The organism is Ruegeria sp. AB8, from assembly GCF_056542605.1.
Genome location: NZ_JBQGAB010000053.1, coordinates 1 through 8,268, shown reverse-complemented (window position 1 = coordinate 8,268; position 8,268 = coordinate 1). Strand labels below are relative to the sequence as shown.

The window sequence follows — 8,268 nt, the reverse complement described above, 5'->3', positions numbered from 1 at the left end:
AAACTCGTCCGTTCGTTTCGTTCCCATAGTTCATCTCCTTTGCTGCAATAAATGCTATCAAAGGAGCGGCATCAAACCGCGACACGTCCAATTTGCCGCGACCTCGCGATTGAGTTGTGTTGTTCGGTTTGGGTTGAATTATACCAGTCAGAATGCACTTTTGATTGAGTTTTGATGCGTTAAAGTTGATCGTATTACGCTACGACAATCGAATTTTGAACGTGTATAGTGAACCGTGCAAACTTATGGGCAAATCGTGCAAACTTATGCGCAAATGCTGCGCAAAATTATGGGCGAAGACCCCAAGATTTTCTGAATAAAATCAATGTTAGGAATGCAGCGTTATGCGCGTCCCTACAGTAGACGCATCCGGCTTCACAGAGCTCGATGAGATCGAGTGTTTGGTTTGCTACTTCTTCAGCGGCCAGAGCCGTCGACAGGTCGATTGGAGACGCAGCCAGAACCTGTTGTGGCCATGATCGCGCAGGATGAATGGGCGCACTCCAGATGTGTGCTTGTTATCGATCACCCTCAAAACTGCGATCTCAATCGGGTAAAAGCTGTCTTGGACGGCGACGATCCTTAAGTCGCAGAATAGGGGGCTGACTGTTGGTTCCGGGAGGCCAAGGTCTTGATAGACGCTACCAGACCCTTCTGTGATTTTGTCTTTTTCGGTCACTTTGGCCACTTATTCTCTTTAATCCAGATGTCTGTCCATTCTGCGGGTCCATCAGCTGGAGCAGCGTCCACGATGTGCTCTTGTACAGTCGTCAGAAGTGCTAGCCATGCATCTGAACCTTCTTTCAGCCGTGCTTTCAGCTCATAAATCAGGTCATCAAGAGGGATCGACTCCAACGGACGTCCAAAGGTCTCCTCATCGGAAAACTCATCACTCATCGAAGGGATTCCAATCGCCTTGCTCATGACAATGCGCGCACAGGGCAGTTGCCTTATGCTTCTTCGGTACGATACCCCCGACATGACCACATCTTGCACATGTGCGCTTGCTGTCCAGTACGAGACGTTTGAGCGGGAGACCCAGGCATTGATCGTACCGACGGAAGATGATCTGGATTGAACCGTCTGAGCCCGTCGTCACATCCGAGATCTGCACTTGAATCGGAGTCTCACAGTTCGCTCGAACCAGATGCTCCGCCTCTGCGAGGAACTAGCCAAGCAAGACCAGCCTGCCAGGACCAATGCTCGGCAATAGCGATGTCGTTTCAGCGCTCACCAGGTCTGGAAAGCGATCAGCGACGTTGAGCTTAAGATCTGTCGGCCATTTCGCTTCAGCTCCTTCAAATCTGTCTTCGAGGTAGATGTTGTAGCACCAGCAGCAAAGCGTCGTCAGATACTGAACGTCGGCATCTGGCATTGTTGCGTGTGATCTTCCTACAGTGCAATTTGAAACTGGCGGTCCGTTTCGAGCAAACTCACAATGCCGGACAATACTTTTATTCTATCTTCTTCTTTCCGACAAGAATTGCATGTTCCCGCTCTATAACCTTTTCCCAATCGCCTCGCGCTTTCAGACCGGTCGAGGAGTCACCCATCAGCGAAGTAACCATCAATCTTCCACGCGCTTTCGCCTCTTCTTTCGAAAACCCGGCCTGTTCAAACATCCAGGCGGCGAACTGGAATCGTTTGCCGATGGTTCTTTGATACGCCTCTCTTACTTTCTCATCGGTATTCGCCCACACTGAGACAGCGTGATCTGGCAAGGCGGCGTTCTCTTCTATGACCTTTTTCATAAGAAGAAGAATGCGGTCTTCCGGGGGACCGCCAAATGTCTTTGCCTGTGCGATCACTTTGTCAGTCAGTTCCTGCTCCCAATATCTGAGAACCTCATCCAAAAGCTCACGGACGTTCTTGAAATGCCAGTAAAAGCTGCCGCTTGTCAGGTTCAGTCGCTTTGCCATTGGCACGACCTTTACTGCGGAAACGCCGCCCTCATTGAGTACGTTGTACGCTAGCAATATCCAGTCTTCTTTGGTCGCGGCGTTTTTTGGTGAGTTGCGAGTGATAGATTCTGACATTCAGATTACAGCATTCTTTATTTGACATGGAGCAGTCTATGGACTTACCGTAGAGATGTCTATGGTGAACGAGAGGCTCACGGTTTCGTGTTCTCTTACGAGGCTTCGCTTTGAAGGGGGGATCAATGAATAACTTAATGAAAACCGCAGCCGGTACATTGATTGCATTAGGCGTGACACTGGCTGGCACTGCCACGGCCCAAAACGCCTTGCCGACGGGTCGGAGTGCCACTGAAATCGAAAACGGTGTATATCCCGCGTCTTACTTTCCTAACACTGAAATCCTCGGCGAGGATGAAATGCGTATCACGGCATTGGGGACGGGTATGCCTAACCAAACCAAGGCAGCAGTTTCGATTTCGTTTTATGTTGAACTGGGGAATGGAGACGTTTTCCTGTTTGACGTGGGCACGGGTGCAACTGGAAACTTGTTTTCGTTGCGACCGGATTTTGCAAAAATCGACAAGGTCTTCTTCAGCCATTTGCATGTCGACCACGTTGGAGATTTCATGGGCCTCCACGTTGGGGGGTGGCTTTCAGGCAGATATACCCCGCTCCGCATCTTCGGCCCGTCCGGATCAGAAGATGAACTGGGCACTAAAGCCTATGTTGATGGCATGTCCAAAGCTTACGCCTGGGACTTGGCCACGCGAACGGGCGCGCTGCCGGATGACGGCGCCAAGCTTGAAGTCACTGAATTCGATTACATGCAGGAAAACGAGATCGTTTTTCAGGAGAACGACGTCACGATCCGGTCCTGGCCTGCTATCCACAGCTTAGATGGCTCGGTAAGTTATTCTCTGGAATGGAATGGACTGAAATACGTCTTTGGCGGAGATACTTACCCAAACAAATGGTATGTAGAATATGCCAAAGGTGCGGACATCGCTTCTCACGAGGCGTTTCTTCCACCTGATGCTTTGGCCCCGTATTTTGGCTGGGACATGAAACAGGCGACGTATGTAGCTACGCGCGTTCATACCGAACCTGCGGCGTTTGGCAAAGTCATGTCTGCGGTCGAGCCGCGTATGGCCCTCGGATATCACTCTGTTCTTTCACCAGAAAATTATCAGGCGATTTTGGAAGGCGTCCGTTCGACTTACGATGGGCCTCTGACGCTCGCGCGAGATCTACAGGTGATCAACGTGACCAAGGACCAGATCGTTGTTCGGGAAGCGAGTGTTGATGACTATGCGTTGCCACCCGCTGTGAGCGATGAGTACATCAATGCCCCGCGTTCAAAAGAAAAAGAGCCGTCCGACAAAGTCAATGCGGGAAAATGGGAGGGTTACACGCCACCGCCAATGCCGGATAACTAACCTTCAGGGGTGAACAAAATTCCGATTTGGCAGTATCTTTACCGAGTATTCCTGACGCTGAGCCTGATGGCCTCAGGTGCACAGGTCGTTTCGGCGGATGTCGTTCTGACAAACGGGTCAGAAGTTGCCCCCAATATTGCTGTCTTTCATGTCAAAGATGATGCCGTCTACGTCGACCTTGAGATCTATGTCGAAGATATTCCGTTGTTTGCGGATATGTTGCCAATAGGATGGTCATCAGATTTCGTCGGGGGTGAGCCGGAGGCTGAACAAGAAACCAATCAAGGTTATGCGCAAGCCGAAAGCCGTGCGCTTTCGATTGTTGGGAGCGACGAACGGACCCTAAACGCTGAAATCAGAAAGATAGAATACCGAACGCGCAAAGATAGGGCCTCGCCGCTTGCAGGTCAGCGCGATCCATTCTCGGGTCAAATAGTTCCCAGCCCGCCAAAAGATTCGCGTGTTCTCTTCGTCGAACTGTTCTTTCCGTTTCAAAACTCAGTTCCCAAGGAGCTGACTATAGTGCCTCCATCGCGGGATGGAGAACCACTGGTGACTATTGGGATGCAGGTTTTTGACCGTGAGGTTCCGGTCACGGATTTCAGTTTTTTGTCAAAGCCGGCAGAGTTAAAGATTCACTGGCCTGATCCGTGGGATAGCCGCTTTTCTGCTGAAAGCCTGAATCGAAAAGCTCAGGACGGGACGTCCACCTTTCTTTACATCGAACCTCGTGAAGTTCGGCATGAAACGCGGATCCGCTTGCGTGAACTGGCGCCTTGGATTGGTGAAACTTTCGAAGTGGGGCAAACGCTTTCACCACAGCGTAGCGCCTTGATCGTAAACTGGGCGGCGTCCTTTTTGGCTTCTCGTAACCCGGTGTCAATTGATGGCAAATTAGTGCAACCGTCAAACGCTACAGCAAAACTCTTGGAGCTCACATCGCAGGGTTTTCAGGTTGTCCAGCCCGGAAAGCAAGTGTCCGTGAACAATGCGTTTATCGGAGCCATCCTGTCTTTCTCTTCGTCGGACCTTCCCGATCAGGTGACGGTCACATGGGATATGTTTGACGAGGAAAATTCCCGCGTTGCGACCATTTCAAACGATATCGCCGGGCCATTCTTTGGAGCTTTGACACCAGCAGACCCTCAGTTTCATTGGCAGAACCACTTGCTCAAATACGAAAGAGCATCTGTTACTCAGATTCCAGTTGAGCAGCAGACACGGCAGAACCCGGCAATGACTTTGATCTCCGGGATGATCAGTGCCGCCTCACTTGGCTTTTTCCTGCTGAGCAAGGGCAAAGTTGCAAAGCGTGCCAGTTGCGTGACTATGATTGCCGCTGCTTCGGCAACGTTTGTATTTTCGGGATATTTGCCAGTATTACTCTGGAATAAGCCCGAGCCCCCTGAGCAGCAGGTTGCGGAAGACATACTGCGCTTGATGGTCGAAAACTTGACCACGGTGACGCTGGAAACTTCGCCGGCAGCAAGAAAGGCAGAGCTGGCCCACATTGTAACGGCAGCATCTCTTGGCGACATCGCAACAGAGGTAGAACGTGGCCTCGCAATCCGAACGCCAGGTGGCAGTCTTGCTACGGTTACTGATATAAGAGACCTGAGTTTAGAGCGCGTTGACCCGACCCTCAAACCGGGTGGATTTAGCACTCTGGCCAAATGGACAGTGAAAGCCCAAGGCGGTCATTGGGGGCACGCCCATATGCGCGCCGTTACGTTTCGGGTGCTGGCCGAGGTGATACCTGAGTCAGGGCAATGGAAGCTGGATGGATTGACTGTAATCGAGGCTCGCGATCCAAATGCATAGGTGTTTAAGACCAAAGTTTTTTGCTTTCGGAGCTCTGTTTGTCGGTGTGTTTTTGTTACTGACGCCGTCAGCCTCGGCCCATTTTCTGCTTAACCTCAACGTTCGAATTTCCCATGTCGAGCATTCCGAAGATGGTCTGCGTGTCTACATCCGTACGCCTATGCCTTATCTGGTTGCAGACAAGGTCGGTGATCAGAATGGTGATGCCTTGCCGAAAGCTGCACCATTCACGACTAATGCCATGAGCGACGATCAGTTGGTCCACTTTGTCGACTTGCAGGCTGTCATGAGCGAACCTAATGGGCTGGGGCAATTCGCTGAAGGTGGGTTGCATCTGTTGGTCGACAATCAGCGCTTAAGAGGAACTGTTAAGTCCGTTCGCTTGCATCGCGTTGGAAATGAGCCCGGATTTGCAACTTTGGCCGAGGCTCAACTGGCAGTAGACACCGAAACGGCCTTAGCGCCACCGCTTTATGTAGGTGACACGATTGTTGATCTCGTCCTGTATTATGACACTATCGGCCCGGTGCAATCGTACAGCATTGCTAGCGTGCTAGACCCCGGCTTGCCGGATCAGGACCAAACGGCCAACCTTATTCTCGACTACGCGTCAGACACACCTCAGATTTTCCGATCTCGGGGTCTGATGACTGAACCATTGGTGATTCAGAAGAAGGGGTATGGAGGATTCCTCAGCTTCGTCTGGGAAGGCATACGACATATCCTCGAAGGGTTGGATCATGTTTTGTTTGTTGTGTGTTTGGTCATTGGAGCGCAGACCCTCAGGGCGCTATTGCTGCGTGCAACCGGTTTTACCGTTGGGCATAGCGTAACGCTGTCGCTGGGGTTTTTCGGGTTTATACCATCGGGCGCGTGGTTTGTTCCTGCCGTAGAAGCCGGGATCGCGCTATCTATCATTTTTGCAGCCGTCGCAGCGTTTATGAGTTTTAAGGACAGCGCGCGCTCTGAGGTCACGATGGTGCTTCTGACAACGCTGATTGGCCTCTTGCACGGGCTTGGGTTTAGCTTTGTGTTGCACAAGATTTTGCAGGTTACATCCCCAAACATCTGGCAGAGCTTGCTTGCATTCAATCTTGGCGTCGAGCTTGGCCAGGTCGCCATTATTCTTGCGCTCTGGCCTGCCTTGATAATGTGTCGACGCGTGAACTCCAGTTTGTGGATGTCCCTACGTGTGGGCTTAGCCGGTGGATGCGCGGCTATCGCCTTCTTCTGGACCTTTCAGCGAGTTGCCGAGGTTTACTCCACGCTGGCTTAAGGTCATTGCGATGGCGCGTGCCGTGATGGCCGCCTGGGAGAAAAGCGCACATTCGGCTGTTCCGTAGCATAAGACAGATTGGGCTTATACCGGTCAGTCAGTGAATTCTGCTCAAAGTCTACTTTGCAGTCAAAGCAGCCGATAGATTCACATAGCACATTGCAGGCTAGTCTCCGCTAAGATTTAGGCGACCTGCATTAAGCCAATCTGACAACTCTGTTCTTTCGTTAGGGTCAGGTGGGCCCGCAAGAGTTGGAGGGTCAACAGGCAATGGACTCTCTGATCCAATGATCTCTCGAACACCTACGGCATCTTCCGAAACATTCCAAACAAGCATGTCCTGAGCCAAAGTGAGCGGTCCGTCATAGGTCTTTCGGATTGCAGCTATTGTTTCGGGAGCAATATCGAAATCGGCAAATGTATGGTAGGCAATCGCGTGCCGCGGCTCGATCATCGAGAATAGTTTTCCGCACGCGTCTGGTGGCGTGTGAACCACGGTTGCCACTAATCTGGCGCGTTCAGGGTCGTAGTTTTTGATATCGATGAATTGTTGGATCGTTAAGTAGCATTCGTGAATGACAAGATCCGCTTCTTTAGCGTTCTCCACGAACCACTTGTTCGGGTTGGTGTCACCTGAATAGACGAATTTTAGTCCTTTCCACTCCAAGCTGTAGGACACTGAACCGTCTATGCCGTGAATCGCGGGCCAGGATCGAATGACAACACCGTCGCTTTCATAAACTACTTGTGTCTGCGAATAGTCGAACTCAGTCACCGAAAGGTGTCCACCTGCGGAGGGCATATTCCCGCGCCGGCCTGCCACGTCCCAGGCCAACATTTTCTGGAGGCCATCCATGGCCGCAGCGGTCCCGTATTCTGGCTTTAAGCCACTTGGCCCCCAAATCTGCAGTGGAACCGTTCGGTTTGACACCCAGCCACCCACAAAAAGTGCATCGAGGTCTCCTATATGATCTACGTGCAAGTGGCTGATGAACACTTTGTCGAGATAAGTGTATGGGATTTCCAAAGCGGCTAAGTTTGCTAACGAACCGGTTCCGACATCGAAGAGAAACTTGTCGCCATTGCCAAGTTCAACCAACCACGACGCTGACGCTTGGGAATGTCGAAAATTAGGTGTTCCAGTTCCCAGCGAGATAACTCGCATCTCCGCTTCACCGAGCGGCTCTGTGTTTGGATAATAGAACTTTCTCTCTCCGGATGAACCAGCTGAAGCAGCGCCGCAGCAAATCGATGCAAATACAAAACTCAATGCCGGTAATAATCTTAGACGCACAGCTTCCTCCGACTTGCTGACGCATTCCATCGTACAACTAAATCACTTCATTCCAAAGTCGGACGTCTGCTTTGGGCTCAGCGCGGTCGCTCAGAAAAATTCAGTGAACGACCGATGTGCGGGACAAAGCAGTCTTTCGTAGAATCTCTGAAGACGAAGATGCAAATGCGTGATAGCTCCAGATTATGGCAACGACATCTGCGCGAAATCGACCATCCATCCCTTACGCATTTGCCGTTTTTGGTGTTCTTTTTGCTTCAATCTGTTTCGGCCTGGTTCCCTACTTCAGCCGCAGCCTAACCGAACAGGGAGTTGCACCGTATGCGGTCGCATTCTACCGCTACATTGTTGCGGCTATTCTTCTGCTTCCTGTTCTCATTGTACACCGAAAAGAATGGCGAGAGATCACTTGGGGTCTTTCAGCCGGAGCCGTAATGGGGATTGGTTGGATCGGATATGTAACGGCGCTGGAGAAGTTGCCCGCATCGACAGTGGGTGTGCTCTACATGACCTATCCGGTGT

General features: G+C 51.3%; 7 protein-coding genes. 4 read left to right on the top strand and 3 right to left on the bottom strand.

Annotated elements, in window-relative coordinates; genetic code table 11:
• Positions 1 to 675: 675 nt before the first annotated feature.
• Both ACR0CG_RS23245 and ACR0CG_RS23240 read right to left on the bottom strand, forming a co-directional pair.
• Positions 676 to 897, bottom strand: coding sequence for a hypothetical protein (locus tag ACR0CG_RS23245; RefSeq protein WP_480527849.1), 222 nt, complete (start codon positions 895 to 897; stop codon positions 676 to 678).
• Between the two features lie 557 nt (positions 898 to 1,454).
• Entirely contained in the window at positions 1,455 to 2,036 is a 582-nt protein-coding gene (locus tag ACR0CG_RS23240; RefSeq protein ID WP_480527847.1) for a TetR/AcrR family transcriptional regulator, read from the bottom strand.
• Positions 2,037 to 2,173: 137 nt separating this feature from the next.
• On the opposite strand from ACR0CG_RS23240, the gene gntH (ACR0CG_RS23235) reads away from it, so the two are divergent.
• The 3 genes from gntH (ACR0CG_RS23235) (at position 2,174) to ACR0CG_RS23225 (ending at position 6,452) form a co-directional block, all read left to right on the top strand.
• Entirely contained in the window at positions 2,174 to 3,355 is a 1,182-nt protein-coding gene (gntH, locus tag ACR0CG_RS23235) for a guanitoxin biosynthesis MBL fold metallo-hydrolase GntH (protein ID WP_480527846.1), read from the top strand.
• 9 nt (positions 3,356 to 3,364) lie between these two features.
• The gene (locus ACR0CG_RS23230; protein WP_480527844.1) at positions 3,365 to 5,176 is read left to right on the top strand and encodes a hypothetical protein; all 1,812 of its coding nucleotides are present in this window, start codon (positions 3,365 to 3,367) and stop codon (positions 5,174 to 5,176) included.
• Positions 5,177 to 5,336: 160 nt separating this feature from the next.
• The gene (locus tag ACR0CG_RS23225) at positions 5,337 to 6,452 is read left to right on the top strand and encodes a HupE/UreJ family protein (protein WP_480527842.1); all 1,116 of its coding nucleotides are present in this window, start codon (positions 5,337 to 5,339) and stop codon (positions 6,450 to 6,452) included.
• A 166-nt stretch (positions 6,453 to 6,618) separates the two neighbouring features.
• Here ACR0CG_RS23225 and gntH (ACR0CG_RS23220) read toward each other — a convergent pair whose 3' ends face one another.
• Positions 6,619 to 7,746: a guanitoxin biosynthesis MBL fold metallo-hydrolase GntH gene (gntH, locus tag ACR0CG_RS23220; protein WP_480527841.1), complete on the bottom strand. Its 1,128-nt coding sequence runs from the start codon at positions 7,744 to 7,746 to the stop codon at positions 6,619 to 6,621.
• Positions 7,747 to 7,931: 185 nt separating this feature from the next.
• Here gntH (ACR0CG_RS23220) and ACR0CG_RS23215 point away from each other — a divergent pair.
• Positions 7,932 to 8,268 (top strand): EamA family transporter (locus tag ACR0CG_RS23215; protein WP_480527840.1); only part of this gene is annotated, 337 nt, incomplete at its 3' end.